At 49.1% G+C, this 17,089-nt stretch carries 13 protein-coding genes; 9 read left to right on the top strand and 4 right to left on the bottom strand.

The window, feature by feature from the left end:
* Positions 1-273: 273 nt before the first annotated feature.
* From ACZ1HF_RS09935 to ACZ1HF_RS09925, 3 genes are all read left to right on the top strand, one after another.
* Entirely contained in the window at positions 274-1,506 is a 1,233-nt protein-coding gene (locus ACZ1HF_RS09935) for a TRAP transporter substrate-binding protein (protein ID WP_472657342.1), read from the top strand.
* An 84-nt stretch (positions 1,507-1,590) separates the two neighbouring features.
* Positions 1,591-3,219, top strand: coding sequence for a phosphate ABC transporter substrate-binding/OmpA family protein (locus ACZ1HF_RS09930; RefSeq protein WP_472657341.1), 1,629 nt, complete (start codon positions 1,591-1,593; stop codon positions 3,217-3,219).
* A gap of 123 nt (positions 3,220-3,342) precedes the next feature.
* Entirely contained in the window at positions 3,343-4,248 is a 906-nt protein-coding gene (locus tag ACZ1HF_RS09925) for a type IV pili methyl-accepting chemotaxis transducer N-terminal domain-containing protein (protein ID WP_472657340.1), read from the top strand.
* A gap of 161 nt (positions 4,249-4,409) precedes the next feature.
* On the opposite strand, the gene ACZ1HF_RS09920 is transcribed toward ACZ1HF_RS09925, so the two are convergent.
* The gene (locus ACZ1HF_RS09920; RefSeq protein ID WP_472657339.1) at positions 4,410-4,994 is read right to left on the bottom strand and encodes an HD domain-containing protein; all 585 of its coding nucleotides are present in this window, start codon (positions 4,992-4,994) and stop codon (positions 4,410-4,412) included.
* A gap of 109 nt (positions 4,995-5,103) precedes the next feature.
* Between ACZ1HF_RS09920 and ahcY the strand changes: the two genes are divergently transcribed.
* The 4 genes from ahcY to ACZ1HF_RS09900 all read left to right on the top strand — a co-directional run bounded on the left by ahcY (position 5,104) and on the right by ACZ1HF_RS09900 (position 8,650).
* On the top strand, positions 5,104-6,498 hold the full coding sequence (gene ahcY, locus ACZ1HF_RS09915) for an adenosylhomocysteinase (protein ID WP_472657338.1): 1,395 nt from the start codon (positions 5,104-5,106) through the stop codon (positions 6,496-6,498).
* A 160-nt stretch (positions 6,499-6,658) separates the two neighbouring features.
* Complete coding sequence (locus ACZ1HF_RS09910; RefSeq protein ID WP_472657337.1) at positions 6,659-7,252, top strand: extensin-like domain-containing protein; 594 nt, start codon at positions 6,659-6,661, stop codon at positions 7,250-7,252.
* A gap of 132 nt (positions 7,253-7,384) precedes the next feature.
* Positions 7,385-7,726, top strand: coding sequence for a DUF2853 family protein (locus ACZ1HF_RS09905; RefSeq protein ID WP_472657336.1), 342 nt, complete (start codon positions 7,385-7,387; stop codon positions 7,724-7,726).
* 510 nt (positions 7,727-8,236) lie between these two features.
* Positions 8,237-8,650: a serine O-acetyltransferase gene (locus tag ACZ1HF_RS09900; RefSeq protein ID WP_472657335.1), complete on the top strand. Its 414-nt coding sequence runs from the start codon at positions 8,237-8,239 to the stop codon at positions 8,648-8,650.
* Here ACZ1HF_RS09900 and ACZ1HF_RS09895 read toward each other — a convergent pair.
* Positions 8,639-9,943 (bottom strand): glycosyltransferase family 4 protein, encoded by a 1,305-nt coding sequence (locus tag ACZ1HF_RS09895; protein WP_472657334.1) that lies wholly within the window; start codon positions 9,941-9,943, stop codon positions 8,639-8,641. The genes ACZ1HF_RS09900 and ACZ1HF_RS09895 overlap by 12 nt on opposite strands.
* A gap of 10 nt (positions 9,944-9,953) precedes the next feature.
* The gene (locus ACZ1HF_RS09890) at positions 9,954-11,225 is read right to left on the bottom strand and encodes a hypothetical protein (RefSeq protein WP_472657333.1); all 1,272 of its coding nucleotides are present in this window, start codon (positions 11,223-11,225) and stop codon (positions 9,954-9,956) included.
* Positions 11,226-11,614: 389 nt separating this feature from the next.
* On the opposite strand from ACZ1HF_RS09890, the gene ACZ1HF_RS09885 reads away from it, so the two are divergent.
* Entirely contained in the window at positions 11,615-12,793 is a 1,179-nt protein-coding gene (locus ACZ1HF_RS09885; protein ID WP_472657332.1) for a glycosyltransferase family 4 protein, read from the top strand.
* On the opposite strand, the gene ACZ1HF_RS09880 is transcribed toward ACZ1HF_RS09885, so the two are convergent.
* On the bottom strand, positions 12,787-13,476 hold the full coding sequence (locus ACZ1HF_RS09880) for a sugar transferase (RefSeq protein ID WP_472657331.1): 690 nt from the start codon (positions 13,474-13,476) through the stop codon (positions 12,787-12,789). The genes ACZ1HF_RS09885 and ACZ1HF_RS09880 overlap by 7 nt on opposite strands.
* A 702-nt stretch (positions 13,477-14,178) precedes the next feature.
* Between ACZ1HF_RS09880 and ACZ1HF_RS09875 the strand changes: the two genes are divergently transcribed.
* Positions 14,179-17,037: a calcium-binding protein gene (locus ACZ1HF_RS09875; protein WP_472657330.1), complete on the top strand. Its 2,859-nt coding sequence runs from the start codon at positions 14,179-14,181 to the stop codon at positions 17,035-17,037.
* Positions 17,038-17,089: the final 52 nt, after the last annotated feature.

The raw sequence follows: 17,089 nt of genomic DNA, 5'->3' as shown, positions 1-17,089 counted from the left end.
ATGCCGATAGTGCATAGGAATAAGAGACAGTTCCGTATTAAACACATCATTGTCCGAATTTCAAAAAACCTTTGAATTAAGGGTTTCGTGCCTCAAATAGCTGAGATTACTTGTAAAAAAATGTAAAATGCTGCAAATTGGCCCCAATTGGGCTCTTTTTATGACATAATAAGCTGCAATTCACGTCGAGTAACAAATTAGTAACTCTTGTACAAACTTACCCGATCTAGAAACCCGATATGCTCAATCTGATCATACAGTGGAGAGAATAAGATGTCCGTATCGTCGAAACTTAGACAGATATCCCGCCGTGACCTATTGAAATTGACGGGTCAGTACGGAATTACGTCGACATTGCTTGCGGCTGGCACGATGGGCGGTGCTGTAAGTGTTGGATCAATCGCAAAAGCTGCGGAATCCACATATGAAAAACGTTTCAAGAAAGAAGCAAAGCATACATTGCGGTTTGGGGCTTCTGGATTTAACGCACAGAACCTTCTTATTGAGCGTGCTGGTTGCCTAGAGTTTGCCCGCGATCTTGAGGAACGGACAGAAGGCGAAATTCGCGTCGAGTTCATTGGCAGTAACCAGATTTGCGGCCAGTTGAACTGCGTTGACAAGACACAGCTAGGTATTGTCGATATATATGCAGCCTCTACCCAGAACTCGGCTGGTGGTGCGCCTTATCTGAACGTGCTGGACTATGCCTACATGTTCCCAGGTCGCGCTTCACAATATCATTTCCTATATAGCCCTGAATCAAATCGCTTGCTGCGCGAGCCGCTTGAAAAGCGTCACGGCCTGAAGTTCCTGTTCTCGCATTGTGAACTGCGCGGCATTCAGCTTGGCCTTAAATACGAAGATGCTCCTACAATCACTAAGCTCGAAGAACTGTTCGGCACCAGAAGCCGTGTGACAGGTACACAACTTGGACGTATTGCAATGCGCCTTTTGAACCTGAACCCTGTTCCTGTTGCTTGGGAAGAAACGCTTGATGGCCTGAAGCAAGGTTTGATCGACGGTGCAGAAACATGGGCGTCTGCTGTGGCATATGCCAACATGTCACCTGTTGTATCGCAATCGGTTGACCTGAAGTTCTTCTGTGGCACAGAGCATACGTCGATGTCCGCGCCAGTTTTCGACAGTCTTGGCGAAGATTTGCAAGATGCTGTCATGGAATCTGCCTATCTTGCGCAAGCGCATGTTCAGGCAGCGAACGAGGCGGCTTTGATCAACACTGTTGGTTTCTCTGATCCCCAGATGCAAAATACGCTGTTTGTCAAAAACAATGTACGCCCAGCGTTTCTTGGCGACGATCAGATCAAGATTGCGGAGGAAATGTGCTCACCAGAATTCAATCCAGATCCTTGGACTGAGTGGCGGGAGCGCTTGAATAAATGGGCAGGTGGCATCGATACATATGCCGAAATATACCGTGTTGCTCGGGAAGTCCCGAAAGACATGCTGCCTGAAAATGTAGAGCCACGCAGATGGTGGAAATCGTAAAAAGTATCAGAAACAAGTCCGAGCATAAAAGATTGTGCTTGCGGAATTACAGCCAGAGATACGGCTTTGCTAGAGGTTTGAAAAATGAAACAGCTTGAAACACGCAGTCGAAAAAAGGTTGCGCTCAATCTGAAATCATCACTTGGGCGGTTGTCGCAGCTTTTAGGTGCTACAGCGATCGGATTGTTTGCGCTTTCTGCGGACGTCAGCGCGCAAGATGTTGTTCTTAAGGTTATCGGAAGCAATTCCGAAATTAAGGGTAAATTGCAGAACTTTGACGGTCAGCGCTATACGATCGAAACGATCATTGGTGAGATGATCATCGACGCGTTCCAAGTTGAATGTGAAGGCGAGGGTTGCCCGTCTACTGACTTGCAAAGTGGTCAATTCTCCATTGCTGGTAACTCCGACCTTGTCAAAGGGTTGCTACCGGCACTTCTGGAAGATTATGCGACTGGTATTGACGGAAACGCAGAGTTTGATGGTGAAGAAAACTCTCAAATTGCCAAATTGACCGGCGCAAATAATGAAGAAGTTGGTACCATCAATCTGGTTGGTGGAACGTCCTCTTCAGCGCTGCAGGATGTCGTGGATGAGAATGCATTGATCGCTCTGACCAACCGGCCTATCACAGATCAGGAAGTCAGAAGCTTCTCCAATGCAGGCAAGGGCAATCCAACAAGTTCTGGCCAACAAATTCTGGTGGCGCTTGACGGGCTGGTAATCGTGACATCACCTGATAACCCTGTAGAGACGATCTCGGAAGCTGATATTGCGCGGGTTTTCTCGGGACAAATCACAAACTGGTCGCAGCTTGGCGGTCGCAATGCAGCAATCAAGCTTTATGTTCAGCCTGCTGACAGTGGTACTGGTACAACTTTCAATGAGCTGGTGATGGGGCCTGCGGGTGCGCGGCTGACTTCAAATACGACTGAGTTGGCCTCTGACAGTGCGATTTCCGAAGCGGTGGCAAATGATCCAAATGGAATCGGCTTTTCAAGCTACTCAAGCGTGAACGACTCCAAGGCGCTTGCATTGCGCGGGGTTTGCGGTATCCAAACGCCAGCCACGCCATTTACGATTAAAACTGAAGAATACCCATTTGTCGGGCGCGTTCTGATGTACAAACCAGAAGGTGAAACTCCGGCTGTCGTGAACAACTTCATCGACTATATCGGGACGCATGAAGCACAAACTGTCATCGCAGAACGTGGATTTGTCGATCAGGATGTCGCTTTCTTGCCTAGCCAGGATCAAGGGTTGCGTTACGCAAACACGATGTGGCCTACGGACGCGGAAGCATCCCTGGGTGAACTGGGTCAGATGGTTCAAGAACTCATTCCTGCCAAGCGTCTGTCGCTTACATTCCGGTTCGAGCTAGGCTCATCACAACTGGATGCCCGGTCTCTGGCGGATATCGAGCGCTTGGCGGACATTCTGGCTGCCGGTGAAGTGTTCGCAAATAAGGAGCTTCTTCTTGTAGGTTTCACAGACTCCATCGGCGCTGGTAATTCGAACAAATTCCTGAGCCTTCAACGGGCGGAACAGGTTCGTGACACATTGGAGCAGCGCGCTATTCCCGGTTCGCTTGATAGAACACCGATCCGAGTTCTCGGTTATGGTGAAGCATCGCCGCTAAACTGTAATGACACTGACAGTGGGCGCGAAATTAACAGAAGAGTTGAAGTTTGGATTAGGGAGATCACCCGCTGAATACAAACTGTGGATTTGGTCATACGATCTGATAATATTGAACAATAGTATCAAGTAATATGAGCAAATCCTCAGACAGCCCTAAACCAATTCATAAATCACACGTCGCAACGGATACAGACTATGAAAAATCTCATTAGCCTCAGCATTGTCGGCCTCACTTCGGTTCTGGTCTTTGCTGGACCATCCACGACAAATGCTCAACCAGTCGAAATCACACGCGAACAGGTAACGACAAGAATTGACCTTGCCGCAAGACAGCGCATGCTGCTTGAACGAATGGCAAAATCAATATGCTTTGCCGACGCTGGCGTTCACGTTTGGGATAATGAACTTTATCTTCAAGGCGCGTATGTGAGTTTTGCTATTGCCCATAAGGGGATTTCTGAAGGGGACGAAAAGCTTGGTCTTCTTGCCGATGATAACAGGCAATTCAAGAATACATGGCGTGACGTGGACCTAACCTGGGTTACGTTGAGCCGCATTTATGATGAGTTCGTCAAAGAAAAAGAAATCGATGGGCGTAATTTCGAAAATGTCATGAAATTGACTGACAGTGCTCACGAATTGAGTAACGAAATTGTTGTTCAAATCCGATCAAACTACACAAAGTATCTTGGTGAAGGTGGGTTCGGTGACTCGATACTTCTCGACTTTTATTCACGCCAGAAAGAATTGTCGCAAAGGTTATCCAAAGAGGTTTGCCTGACATCGCGTGGAATTGATGCCGAAGAAAATTTGGCCAAGCTAAATGAAACGCTAAGGCTATTTCAGGTCTCATTGGACGGCTTTAGAACTGGACTGCCATCAATCGGGATCGATCCCCCGCCAACGGACCGTATTGCAGCCCAATGGAATCGGGCGAATGAGCGTTGGGAAGAAATTCGCGGTTTCGCCGAGGAAGTTGCACAAGGCGGCACGCTTGAGCAGCTTGAAATGGCAGATTTCGAATTCGGCATTGACCTTGTCCTGCGTGAAATTGAGAAATCCGTCTTCCTGCTGGCCGACCATCTGGCACGTGGAAGCTAAATAAAGCCTGACGGTCTCTGAAAAATTTCTGAAAACCTCGCACCGTAGCTTCTACGATGCGGGGTATTTTTTTAAGTATGTATTGGTCAAAAGTATAGGCTGTATTTTACCGCGCACCGTGCAGTTCTCGACTGATATAAACTTCGAATGATGTGTTGTTCTTAGCCCCATAAGTGCTCGAACCGCGAAATAAAGTCAGCCTTGACCTCCATTGGCGGGCGCGGCTTCAGTTCGACTGGCAATGTGACGCCTTCAGGCGGTGTGCCAAAAAAGCGATTGGCTTCTGTTATTGAAAACCCGGCGATCTGGGTCGCTTCAAGCCAGGCACTGATTTTATCAGCTTTCTTGATTTGTTTTTTGACTGTCGCGGGAATTGTAGCAGGCAATCCGAAACGTAAATTTATGGCGGACGTCAACCGGTTATCCAGCTCGGCATAGCCCGGACCAACAGCCGATTTCACAGGGCTGATCATATCCCCAATCACGTATTCCGGCGCGTCATGCAGCAAAGCCGCAAGCTGCCATTTTATGGGGCTTTTGGGGTTCATAGTCGAATAGAGTTGTTCGACCAGAATGGAGTGTTCGGCGACAGAATAGGGAAACTCGCCGAATGTCTGACCGTTCCAGCGCGCCACGAAGGACAGGCCATGGGCGATGTCCTCTATCTCGATATCCATTGGCGTTGGGTCCAAAAGGTCCAGCCTGCGGCCCGACAGCATCCGTTGCCATGCACGTGGGATTTTCATCTTTTCCCTCATTTAACCTACTGTTACCTATCCTTGCCTATCGTGCATTGTCGAGACACCGCGTGAGTGCTATCTGCACGTAACAAATTTCCCAGAAGGAGCAGGTCATATGGCCAAGGATTACACCGTAAAAGATATTTCGCTGGCTGACTACGGTCGCAAGGAGCTTGATATTGCAGAGACCGAGATGCCGGGCCTTATGGCTTTGCGTGCGGAATACGGCGACAGCAAACCCCTCAAGGGTGCGCGGATTGCTGGATCACTTCATATGACGATTCAAACTGCCGTTCTGATCGAAACATTGGTGGATTTGGGCGCAGATGTACGCTGGGCGTCTTGCAATATCTTCTCGACGCAAGATCATGCTGCAGCGGCCATTGCGGCAGGTGGCACGCCGGTCTTTGCGATTAAGGGCGAAACGCTTGAGGAATATTGGGATTATGCGGACAAGATTTTCCATTTCCCGGATGGCACCTGCAACATGATCCTTGATGATGGTGGCGATGCCACCATGTACATTCTCATAGGCGCGCGGGTTGAGGCCGGTGAAGAAGATCTGATTGCTGTGCCGAAATCTGAAGAAGAAGTCGCGTTATTCGCGCAGATCCGCAAACGCATCGCGCAGTCTCCGGGTTGGTTTGCAAAACAACGCGATGCAATCAAGGGTGTGTCCGAAGAAACCACGACCGGCGTACACCGCCTCTATGAATTGGTTAAGCAGGGTCAACTACCGTTCCCCGCCATCAATGTGAACGACTCTGTGACAAAGTCGAAGTTTGACAATAAGTACGGCTGTAAAGAGAGCCTCGTGGACGGTATTCGCCGGGCTACGGATACGATGATGGCGGGTAAAGTCGCTGTTGTAATGGGCTATGGCGATGTGGGCAAAGGTTCGGCTGCGTCCCTGCGAGGTGCCGGCGCGCGCGTCAAAGTTACGGAAGTGGACCCGATTTGTGCTTTGCAGGCTGCGATGGACGGGTTTGAGGTTGTGGTTTTGGAAGACGTGGTTGGCAATGCTGACATCTTCATAACCACAACGGGCAACAAGGACGTTATCCGCATCGAGCACATGCGTGAGATGAAGGATATGGCGATCGTTGGTAATATTGGCCATTTCGACAACGAAATTCAGGTAGCCGCACTGAAGAACCACAAATGGACCAATATCAAGGAACAAGTGGACATGATCGAAATGCCCTCGGGCAATCGTCTGATCCTTCTATCCGAAGGTCGTTTGCTAAACCTTGGCAATGCGACGGGCCATCCAAGCTTTGTTATGTCGGCATCATTTACAAACCAGGTGCTCGCACAGATCGAACTTTGGACCAAGGGCAAGGATTACAACAACGACGTATATATCTTGCCGAAACATCTTGATGAGAAAGTCGCACGTCTGCATCTGGATCGGATCGGCGTAAAGCTGACGAAGCTCGATAAAGAACAGGCGGATTATATTGGTGTTGCTGCCGATGGTCCCTTCAAACCGGAGCATTACCGTTATTAAGCTACTAAGGCTCTTCTTCTCTCCTATTCTCAAGCTTTGTCGCCTGTTGTCACGATGGGCGACTTTGCTTTGTATCTCTGTAGCCATCAGTGTGGGGTTGTGGCAATTGGTGGTTCATCCAGATACGCCGCTGCCCGATTTTTGGAATCCATGGAAACCATTGAAAATATCGGACCCGCTGACTCCGTTGACCAATTGGAAGATGCGTATTGCGGCGAATAATCCGGAAAGCTGCAAAGCTGTTCTGTCAGAAGCATGGATCGATTTTCAGGATATGTCTGATCTGAATATATCGCCGCAATGCGGGATCACCGGACGGGTAAAGCTAGGCAGTGCTTATTCTGCCAAACTAGTCCCGCTTGAAACCAGCTGCGCAGTGGCATTGCGCATGGTGATGTGGGACAAGCACGGGCTACAGCCTGCAGCGACAGAACATCTTGGCAGCTCAGTTGTGCGCGTGAACCATATTTCAAGTTATAACTGTCGCCCTCTACGGACATTATCCGGAACATCACGCCGTATGAGCACGCATGCCACGGCTGAGGCCATTGATATTTCCGGATTTGGTCTGTCGAATGGACGGCAAATTCGACTGAGTACAGACTGGAATGGCGACCCGGGTGCACAAGCTTTTCTACGTGCCGTGCGCGATGCGTCTTGTCGGTGGTTCGTGACAACGCTAGGGCCCGACTACAATGCCCTACATGCTGACCATTTCCATCTTCAATCGCGTGGGTGGGGTCTATGTAGGTAGGGCACGGTCAATCAATTTTAGGATTTTTCCTTTGTCACAGGCCAGTTTAGCTACTAACCTCTTGGATACCCTCTGATAAGTGGGGGCTGTGTAGCGGGTTCTTGCCCGAAAACTATTGTGGGAGTTATTCCGATGGGAAAAAGAGACGATCTTATTGCGCGATATGCAGATGATCTAAAAAATAAATGCGGCATGACGCCGGATATGGATTTGCTGACCAAGGTCACAATTGGCTGCGGTCCTGCGATCTATAACGCCGATGCAGCGACGGTTGCGTCAAGCCAAGCGGATGAGTTGGAAACTGTTAAGAACAACTTCCTGATTAAGAAGTTAGGCCTGAGCGATAGCCCTGATCTGATGGTGGCAATCAAAAGCGTTCTGGAAACTTACGGTATGTCTGAGCGGAATAAATACAGAGCTGTCGTCTACTATATGTTGACTAAGCACTTCAAAAAAGAGTCTATCTACGGCTGACGCTTTGATAGCTTTGACAAAACGCCCGCATTCGTGTGGGCGTTTCTTTTTATTAACCTTAACAAAATGATAAGCATAAGTCTTTGATTTTAAGGAACTTATACAAGTTCTTGTTTGTGTTTTGTTCTCTTTGATGTTATCACTACTTTATCGGGCTAGTAAGGCCGGAACCGAATTTATCAATCACGTGTGGTGCGAGATATAGCACGTGGGGTAGTGGAGGGTTCCGGGGGTCGGAGCCCTCCCATTTTTTGAAAACTCTATTCTTAACTTAATTTCAGCATGTTGTTGGGGAAGGTATGGTTTGAACTGAAACAAGAACAGGTTTTCAGATCAATAGGCATATACGGACAAATAGATAGAACATCGCCGTAATTTCAGACTAAAAGATAGTGCTTAGGGGATTATTGGTAGGAGAGCTCTTTGGTCTCGGAAGAAAATATTTCGGCAACGGTTCCGGATTGGTCAAGAGAAAATATTCGTCAATTTTGGGATCCTGGCCAAAAGCTGTTGCGTTCTATTCGTCGATATCAGGCGGCACAGAAACATCGCGGATTGGTAGGGGCGATCTTGTCGAAATACTGGGTTTTGTCTCATCGGTTCTGGTCCACGATTACCCAATGCGAGATTCACCTGAACACCCAGATTGAAGGTGGTTTACGGTTGACCCATCCTACTGGAATTATCATTCATCCAGACGCAAAGATTGGGCCCAACTGTATGATCTTCCATCAGGTGACACTGGCTGGCCCCGTTGTTTTAGGTGGCCATGTAGACATCGGGGCCGGGGCAAAGTTGCTGGGCCCGCTGACAGTAGGCGATGACGCCCGGATTGGCGCTAATGCTGTTGTAACCCAGAATGTACCTGCAGGGGTTACTGTCGCAGGCATACCGGCGCGGCCAATCGGACCCTCAGAAGAATGAAGGGCGGTCCGATCGCAGACCCAAAACCCATTTATATACTTCGGATACCTGCTTGGCCTTCTGCTGCCAAGTGAACAGGCTTTGCACTCTGTCTCGCGCTGCCTGTCCAGTTTCCGCCAACCCTTGCGGATCGGCTGAAATACTTTCCAAAGCCTCTCGGAAACCCGCAATGATGTCACCCCGCGCCCCAAGAGGAACTTTATAGCCCGTTTCTGTCGTAACAAGCTCACCGGGCCCTGCGTAATCGACGATCAGCGGGGCGATGCCCAAAGCCATGGCTTCCAGTACAACCCCGCCCCCAAATTCGCGGATAGAGGGGAACGATAACAAATTACACCCCGCGACCACATCCTGCACTGCATCATGCGCCACCCAGCCATGGAAACGAATAGCAGTCTCTGTCCCTTCGGCAACGGCCTGTGCTTTTAACGCTTCCAGCATTGGGCCATCACCAATCATATCCAACGTCATCTGCCCACCCCGCAATAGCGGCATGGCGGCGGTCAGTAACATATCAGGCCCCTTATAGGGTACCATTCGCCCGATAAAGCAGGCCCGCAAGGGCGGCCCTTCTTTATGCTCGGCGCGGCGGGAAAATCGCGCCGGATCAATGGCGTTTTCCGGGATATAGATGCATTTATCATGGTATGCGTCTGGTATTTCGCTTTCTGTATGACGTGACCCGACCAGTATAGCAGCTGTATTTTTTGTCGTGACTGTGCGCCCGGGCAGAAACCGGTAGACCCCCCTGACATAAGATAACCATTCCCGTTCTCTGCGGCGTTCAGCATCAAAACCTTTTGGCCATGGTACACCGCCATTCAAAGGACCGAGGATGAAGGGGATGCCGAGGTTTGCACATTTTGCGGCCAATGGGCTGGAGACGGTGGGACTAAGCGGGGTGACACGATGCACCAGATCATAGTCCCCAGCGCGCAATGCTGGGCCAAATTGCTTCCAGATCAGACGCTCAAAATATGGATAGGACATGGCCGAGACGGCTTGTAGCATTGTCCAACCTTTGCCTTCGCCCATTTTCAAGACATTGCCAATTTTCCAAAGTGGGCGTGCAAAGGCTTCCGAGTCGATTGCCGTGAAGTCTGTGCCTTCTTCCAGCCCCGCGCGCAGGAAAGCATCCCGGTTACGGATTTGGGTGACGATATGGGTTTGCGCGATACCACCCAACGCTTTGGCCAATGACCATCCAACAAGCGGCACGCTGACCCATTCCGGGTTCGCAGCTTCGGCAATCACCAAGACCTTTGGCGTGCGGGTCTTTTCCGGATTTTCCATTGTTTTACCCTCACATAATGGTGCGGGGGCGTTGAGCGGCCGCAGGCGTGAAAGTCTCTGTAGGCTTTGACGTTTCAGCATAGTCAGAGGTTTTTGCAGCCCGAAGGGACTCGGCATATCCAAGCAAAGATCCTGCGACTAGCCAGGTTAGTGAGGTGAGCGTCGCGTTCGGTATCATGTCGACAATATTTATCGCTAAAAGCAGGGATAACGGACCAATATAGGGTGATATTGTTTGTTTTGGGGCGTGCCTGAGACCGCGTGCGAGCAGCAGAAGAGGTAGGGCCAGAAGTCCAAATTCACCAAGGAATCCAAACCAGCCGAATACACCGATTACGATGATCCATCGTCCGTCTGTGACTGTCAGAATGTCGCCAGTCACAGCATCATGCAGGTGATTCCGACCCCAACTGCCCCATCCGAACAGTGGTTTTTGCGCTGCGCGTTCCAGCAAAAGATTTTCATTATTGAAGCGATGCTCAAGAGAGGCACCACGGTCATCTTGATACTGACGCGCTTGTTCGACCATTGCCTGGTCTGGGACAAGATCAGCGCCTTTCAGTAGGGGATAGGCGATGGATAGAAGCCCAAGAATAAGGGCGATTTTGAGTTGTAGTTTTTGGCTCATAAATGCCACCAGCGGAACCAAAATAACCATGAATAGAAGCGAACCCAAAGACTTGCAAAGAACCAGAACCACCGCCAGATAGACAGCCGCTGCAAGATACTTCATACGTGGTTTGCCTTTTTCGCTACGCCACAAAGCGACAGTGGCAACTACAGCGGTCATGCAGAAAAATGCAACCCATAGGCCATGGTACAGAAAAACCAAAGGCCTGAAGCCGCCGGACCGGACCATCTGTTCAAAACTGTGCTGGAAGTAGCCATATATCCAGACGTTGATTTGCGGACTAAGACGTACCTCTATCAGCATGGGGATTGAGTAGATGAGACCGCCAATAAACAGGGCTATCAGAATTTCACGCTGTGCATCCTGTGTTGCTAGAAATTGTCGCGCAAGAAGGAACGGAACAAACAGCAATGCCTGATTGATCGAAAGGGCTGCAATATCTTTTATAGCCAGCCCTGGCAGTTGGGTCAGCTGAAACACAATTGGTTCGGCATTGGTCAGAACTGTTGCCGCAGGGGTTATTACGAATAGGGCAACCAGTATGCGACCTAATGTTGAGTCTGGCAGGAAGGATATCTTTTTCCCAAGTACGAAGATGCAAACCAGTAGGCAGGCAAGGCTTGGAATTGTTTCTTTGCTAAATGCAGGCATCAACGGAAAGTCAAATGTTGCTGGTAGAGGGGGTAAAAAGAGATAACCCGCTAGAAAAGACCAGATCAATGCACGTGGAAGTGGCATGCGCCGAAAAAAACGAGCGTGACGATCGGCCAGATCAGCAACATCAAATATGCTAGACTGTTTGGCATAGCCTCTTTGGATTTCCCTTTCGGTTCAGTTTTAGCTTATGTCTGGGCCAAGACCGATAAATTGCGTATGAACCATAACAGTAGCATTTGGCGTTAGGCTACGATTATTGTCTGATTAGAGGTGATTTCTTTTTATAATTTTATGGTTAAAGTCGTGCTGCTGCGAATTGTTCTCTTGTTTATCGCGCGGCCTGTCCGAAAATGCAGTTGTAGTGAGTTTATATAGAAATTTTCATGACACAGAACAGATTGAACATAGCTTATATCTGCGACCTTGATCCATTGGAAAGTTGGACATTTTCTGGTGGAAACTCCCGTATTTACAAAGCGTTGCAGGATCATGTCGGGGATGTGGATATCCTCAGCCGCAGTTGGGGCAGTGTCGAGCCGGTTCGCAGGCTTATTCATCGCGCTCCTGTTGCAATCAACCTGCGTGTCCGTTGGCGAATGCAGTTGTTACTGTCTCGTCTTATCGCGCGTAAGGTGAAGAAAGAACTGTCTAGAAAGAAATACGATGTTTTATTCTGCCCATTCAGCTTTCATACCCTTGCTAATTTAGATTTGCCCTATCCGATTATGAAGGTTTTTACATCTGATGCGACCCAAACGATATATCGACAATCAGAGGTTGGACAGGCATTTGGATCCTACCTGTCATTGTCGCGTTATTTGGACCCTTGGGTTATGCGACACGAGAAAAGTGTTTTTCAAGCAAATGACCTGAACCTTTGGCCTTCTGATTGGCTAAAGGATCAGGCGGATGTTTTGTACGATCTGAAGCCAGAACAATCCCATATGGTCCCATGGGGCGGCGGTGTCACGGCGCCACCAAAGGATAGCCTTTCAATCGCGCCTATCACCGATGGCCCTGTGCGTCTCTTACTTGTCGGTCGGAACTGGTTTGCGAAGGGCGGAGCCGCAACATTCGCGGTGTTGCAAGCCCTTCTGAATCGCGATCTGGATGCGCATCTAACGGTGATTGGGTGCGTTCCACCACCTGAGCATACATGTGAACAGATGACAATTCATCCGTCATTGGACAAAGCAAAGCCAGATGAGCTTGCTGTTTTCGAAGACGCTTATCGGCAAGCGCATTTCATGGTCATGCCATCGTTCGAGTCGTATGGTTTTGCGTTTTGCGAGGCCTCGGCTTACGGGCTTCCATCTCTATGTCTGCGGGTCGGCGGCGTTCCGGTTCTGGACGGTGTAAATGGATTTGCGTTGCCAGAGGGCTCAGACGCAAATGCGTTTGCTGATAAAATTGTTTACCACCTTGAACGGCCGGATGTGTATGCCGCGCTATGCGGTACAACGCGGCAATATTTTGAGGATCGATTGAATTGGGATGCCTGGGGTTTGGGAGTCGCCAGATTGATCAAATCCAAGCTACATGAAAAGGAACTGGCTCAGTAGCCAGTTCCGTTCAGTACGACACCTACGGTTTTCACCATAACGGATAGATCCGTTTTAAGCGATTGCTCACTGAAGTACTTGCTGTCAATTGGCGCACGGTCCGCGAAGCTGCCTTCGTTGCGCTCTGAAACCTGCCAATAGCCAGTCAGACCAGGGCGCATCGCAAAATAGGCAGTGCCCGGATAAAGAATCCGCTGCTGTGGCATCATCGGGCGTGGGCCAACCAGTGACATGTCGCCGATCAGGACATTCCAAAGCTGTGGCAATTCATCCAAAGATGTCTTGCGGATCACGCGACCCACTTTCGTTATCCGTGGGTCATCTTTGAGCTTCTGCGTCAAGTCCCACTCTCGCCGTGCGGCTGGATTACTATTCAGATAGGCCTCAAGCTTTTCATCTGCGTCAGCAACCATACTACGCAGCTTCCACATCTTGAAAGAGATACCATTTCTACCGATACGCTTCTGGGCATAGAATGGGGATTTGCCATCAAGAGCAATTACTGCCGCCAAAGTAAGCGTAACCATCAGAACAGGGATGGCTGATATGAGCACCAAGGCAATATCAAATGCACGCTTGAGGTGATTCTTGTAAAAATCACGTGCTGTTGAACTGCTTAACTGCCGCTCAAAGTATTCGTTAACGTCGATATCGGCGAAAAATCGCCCATGATCCAATGCCATTACTCACTATCCTTCCACTCAATACACGTGGAGGACGTATAATCGATACGATACAAACCCCACTCATAACAGAAGGTGGGTTAGAATTTCATTTTAGCTTTATATTCAAGAGTTTAGCTAAAATGATATTTTTTAGCTGAAGTCTTCAGACACACACTACATTTCTGAAGTTCATACTAGCACACGCACCAAAACCGTCCCCGTTACTCCTTACACACACAAAACCGAGATCATTTTTCTGCTGTTACCAAATGCAGAGAATGGTCAAACCTTGACTTCCCGATGTCAAAAATATGCCGAAACTAGCCACTGTGGTCAAGCGGCCACGCCCTGAAAACTTAAGAAATCCTTAAAAAAGACGGTACTTTTGCTTAAGGCATTGAAAAGTTGAAAAACAATCTACAAGTTTTTCTATCACTGGAGAGAAAGGCTGAACAGTCCTGTCGTTTTTCGTTATTATTTGAATTTTTCTTAGTAAATCGTTGGTGATTCAGGTGCGCGTTTGACGGCATTTCGTTCAATTCTTATCCGGCGGTCAGAGGTGCGCACAGATCAGAAATTTGATCGGCGTAATGCCGCTAACGCCCTTTGCCATGAAACCGGTTGACCCTAAGTGTAACATAATGCTCAATTTCACTTGGTTTAAATGGTGTTTGTCAGATGGTAACTTATACTTTTTTGTGTCGGATCATGGCGAGTAAAATGCCTGTCCTGAGAACAATTTTTACAATTGCAACAATACTTATTTCCACATCCGCTTTTGCTGAGACCAAAGACGTAAAGGCTTATTTGTTCAGTAACAGTCTTGTCCACCATGCAAGCAATACTGAAGAAACGGTCGTACCCCATTGGCTGGTTCCTTTAGCGCAGGCCGCGGGGCATCGCTTTGCGGCGGATGGAAGATGGGGTTTCCTGCGAAATTTTGCGACAGAATTACCGCCTCAGTCAAACTGGGGTTTCGGTAGAATGCGTGGCGGGTTTCGGGAAGGTGGCTACAACACAATCATGATAAATCCTGCGAATTTTGTGCAGTACCTGCCGCCCGATGCCGCGTATGAGTGGGAGAACACGACAGGGGCAAGTCCGCTTAGCGCCACTTTGGATACATTCGATTGGGTTGCCTCAAAAATACCAGAAGCAAAATATTACATATACGAAGGTTGGGCAGACATGGGGGAATATGGTTTTCCGCCGTCTGACCAAAAATTGCAGGACTATCATAGCTATAATCAAGGCGTGTATCACGACTGGTACATTGACTATTACGATATGATTGCTGCTGAACGTCCTGATCTGGACATCGAATTGATACCTGTCGGTTCAGTCTTGTCGAAACTGCTGGTTGATACACCTTTGTCGGGTATTCCTGTTGAGGAACTCTACGAAGACTCTGCTCCTCATGGGCGTCCGACAATCTATTTTTTGGCGGCGTTAATAACATACAGCGCAATGTATGATGAGCCAGCGCCCGCATCTTTCGAAATCCCAGACACCATCCATCCCCTTGTACGTGATAACTATGCGGATTTGATCCAGACTATCTGGACGCAAGTGGGCACTTTCGGGAAAGAGACGCATACGCGGCACCGTAGCCATTTTCAAAATGCAACCAGCAACCCTTCGCTGGCTTTGAATTTGAACGGGATTTCGGATTGGACCAGTCAGCAGCCCTTCATCGATACGTTCAAGACAGCCCGCACCTGGACGGGTCATGCACCGGGGCAATGGGGGGCGTGGGACGCGAACAGGTTATCGGAAGAAGGGTATCTGGATGAAAATGGATGGCTAAAGCAAATTCCGCGTGAGTTGGAAAGCGTTGAGACATTCATACTGACCGAACAGCCTAAAGAAGCAAGATTATCAGGTGGGCGATATCGTCTGACTTTTGAGGGCGAAGGTAAGATCATCCTATCCGGAAATGTCAGTGGCGTAATCCGTAGAGGAAATGAAATCTCTTTCAAATACACTCCGGGGCCGGGATTGGTTGGTATTTCGATTACAGAAACCAATCCTGACAATTACATCCGCAATATCTCGGTGGTGAAGAAAGAGTATATTGAGCTTCACGAAGCTGGTGCCATTTTCAACCCGGATTGGACGCAGCATATTGCTGATTTTCGCGTCCTGCGCTTCATGGACTGGATGTATACTAACGGGTCCCCCGTCGTGGCATGGGAAGATAGGCCACAACTGTCCGACTACACCTATTCGCTGCGCGGTGTCCCTTTGGAGATCATTGTTGCCCTTGCGAATGAGCTGGGGGCAGACCCTTGGTTTACCATGCCGCATATGGCGGATGACATGTATGTCAAGAACTCGGCCATCTATGTGCGCGACCATCTTGATCCACGATTAATGGCGTATCTTGAATATTCGAATGAAGTCTGGAATTTTGGGTTTCCTCAGGCGGATTGGGCCCTGTCCCAAGCCGAGGCACGCTGGGGTGTTGATGCGGCAGACGATGCGTGGATGCAGTTCGCAGGGGTCAGGGCTGCCCAGATTGCGATGATCTGGGACAGCGTTTTTAGTGATGCCGCACATGATCGCCTTGTCAAAGTTATTGCGACCCATACAGGCTGGCCCGGATTGGAAGAAGGCTTGCTGACAGCGCCACTGTGGATAGCAGAGGACGGCTCAAACCCAGAGCCAGCCAGCTTGTTCGACAGCTATGCGATTACCGGCTATTTCGGCCATGAGCTTGGAACGCAGGAAGAGGTGGAGCGCGTACAGACGTGGTTGGATGAAAGTCTCGCGCTTGCTGAAGCGGCCGCTGATAAAGAAGGATTGCAGCGCGTGTCGCGTAGAGTATTTCTGGAAGAAAATCGCTTTGATCAGGCTATTGTGGATGCCTCTGAATTTCTTCGCGAAGGTTCGCTGAATGAACTGGTATCTGATTTGTTCCCCTATCATGCGGATGTAGCGCAGCAACATGGGCTGGATCTGATCATGTATGAGGGCGGAACTCATGTTGTGGGTCAAGATGAACTGGTTCGTGATGATGTATTGACGGATTTCTATATTGCCCTGAACTACAGCTCTGAAATGGGTGAGCTTTACAGAGAGTTACTGGATGGCTGGTACGAAGCCGGTGGTACGCTATTCAATGCTTTTGTGGATGTTGCTGCGCCGACCCAATGGGGAAGCTGGGGCGCGTTGCGATATTTGGGTGACGACACACCAAGATGGCGTATGCTTGAGGAATATAATGCTACAGTCGTTTTTGAAGATGATGTGCGCAGCCCAGAGTCATTTTGGCATGGGATCAGTTTGATTGGCACTGAATTTCGTGACCAGTTGGAAGGCACAACCGAGGAAGATACATTGCTTGGATTGACGGGCGATGATTTTCTGATCAGCCACGGTAAGGCGGACCGCCTGCATGGCGGGCCCGGCGAAGACAGAGCCTTGCTGCCAGGAAAGAAAACGGATTATCAGTTTTCCGGACAGGATGAAGTGCTATTGGCTGATGGGCCGGATGGTAAAATACAACTGGTCAGTATAGAAACGCTCTTGTTTGAAGAGCAGCCGGATGTTGAGGTGAAAGTCGCAGCATTGCGATGATCTTTGGCAGTAATTGCAAGCACATGCCGACCCAGAAACCTGATCTTTATTT

The organism is Litoreibacter sp. GN1-5 (genome assembly GCF_055693805.1).
Note: the sequence above shows the minus strand (reverse complement) of the source record. Positions and strands in the feature narration are given on the sequence as shown.